The organism is Mycobacterium sp. TH-M82, assembly GCF_057473605.1.
On sequence record NZ_JBYCKY010000695.1, the window covers coordinates 1 to 1,194 of the forward strand.

Genomic DNA, 1,194 nt, shown 5'->3' on the forward strand with positions numbered 1-1,194 from the left:
GGCACTCATTTTGCCTTCCGGCCAGGTAGCTCAGTCGGTACGAGCGTCCGCCTGAAAAGCGGAAGGTCGGCGGTTCGATCCCGCCCCTGGCCACCACTTTATGGACCTGCATTGACACGGTTCGTGCACTCAGTTGTCAGTTTTCTTTGTCCGGTTCTTGTCCGGTCTTCGGTGTGTGAATCTCGGTTGCGTGGAGCTGATCGAGGTTCGTTGCGACCTGGTCCAGTTCGTCGGCGTAGAGGTCGCTATAGATGTTCGCGGTGACGGTCGGCGTGGAGTGGCCCATGGTCTTCTGCACGTAGCGAAGGTCGGCACCCGATTTCCGGGCCAGGCTGGCGTAGGTGTGGCGTAAGTCGTGAATCGTCAACGGGGCGAGGTGTGTTTTCTTTAGGACTTTGTTCCAGCACGTGTGCCTGCGCCAGTTGTTGGACCGCAGCATCGCGCCGATGGGTGATGTAACTGCGGGCTCATCGGGTTCCCGGCCGGTGATGCGCGCCTTGAAGACGTCGACGACGACTTGGGGTAGGGGAACGGTGCGGATACCGGCTCGGGTCTTGGGCGGCCCGATAACGATGCGCCCTTCGACTTCGGGCGCCGCCCGTCGGACGTACAGACGGCGGGCCGACAGGTCGACGTCCTTGACCCGGAGGCCAACGAGTTCGGACCAACGCAGGCCGGTGTAGGCCAGGATCGTCACCACGTCACCCTGATCGCCGCATGCCGTGGCGAGCCTCTGGACTTCCTGCGCTGTCAGATATCGGTGACGTTCCCGTTCGGGGATGCGGCCCGCTGAGACGCCGAGGGCGGGGTTGCGGTGAATGCGGCCGTCCTGATGTGCGACGTCGAGAATCGACCGCAGGAGGCGCAGTGTCGACACCTTCGCCCACGGCCCGACCGTCAGGCCGTCAACGAACGCCTGGACGTCAGCGCGGGTGATCTCGTCGACGGGCACGTGGCCGAATCGCGGTTTGATGCGCAGGTCCCAATGCTGGTTGTAGCCGCTCCAAGTCTTCGGCGACACCGCCGGCTTCTTGGAGTCGGCGAACTGCGTCCAAATCCGTTGCAGCGGTGTGCGACCGAGGCGGGGGTCGAACCGGCGCGCACCGAGCGCGGCTTCGTTGTCGCGTTCGGATTTGAAGGCCTTTGCCTCGCGCAGCGTCGGGAACGTGGCCGATGTCTCGACCCAACCTGACG

At 64.0% G+C, this 1,194-nt stretch carries 1 protein-coding gene and 1 tRNA gene; one reads left to right on the forward strand and one right to left on the reverse strand.

What is annotated here, in order from left to right; translation table 11 throughout:
• The first annotated feature begins 19 nt into the window (after positions 1-19).
• A tRNA-Phe gene (locus AC2VON_RS20400) sits at positions 20-96 on the forward strand.
• 40 nt (positions 97-136) lie between these two features.
• Here the strand turns inward: AC2VON_RS20400 and AC2VON_RS20405 are convergent.
• A partial coding sequence (locus AC2VON_RS20405; protein ID WP_486954542.1) for a tyrosine-type recombinase/integrase occupies positions 137-1,194 on the reverse strand: 1,058 nt, incomplete at its 5' end.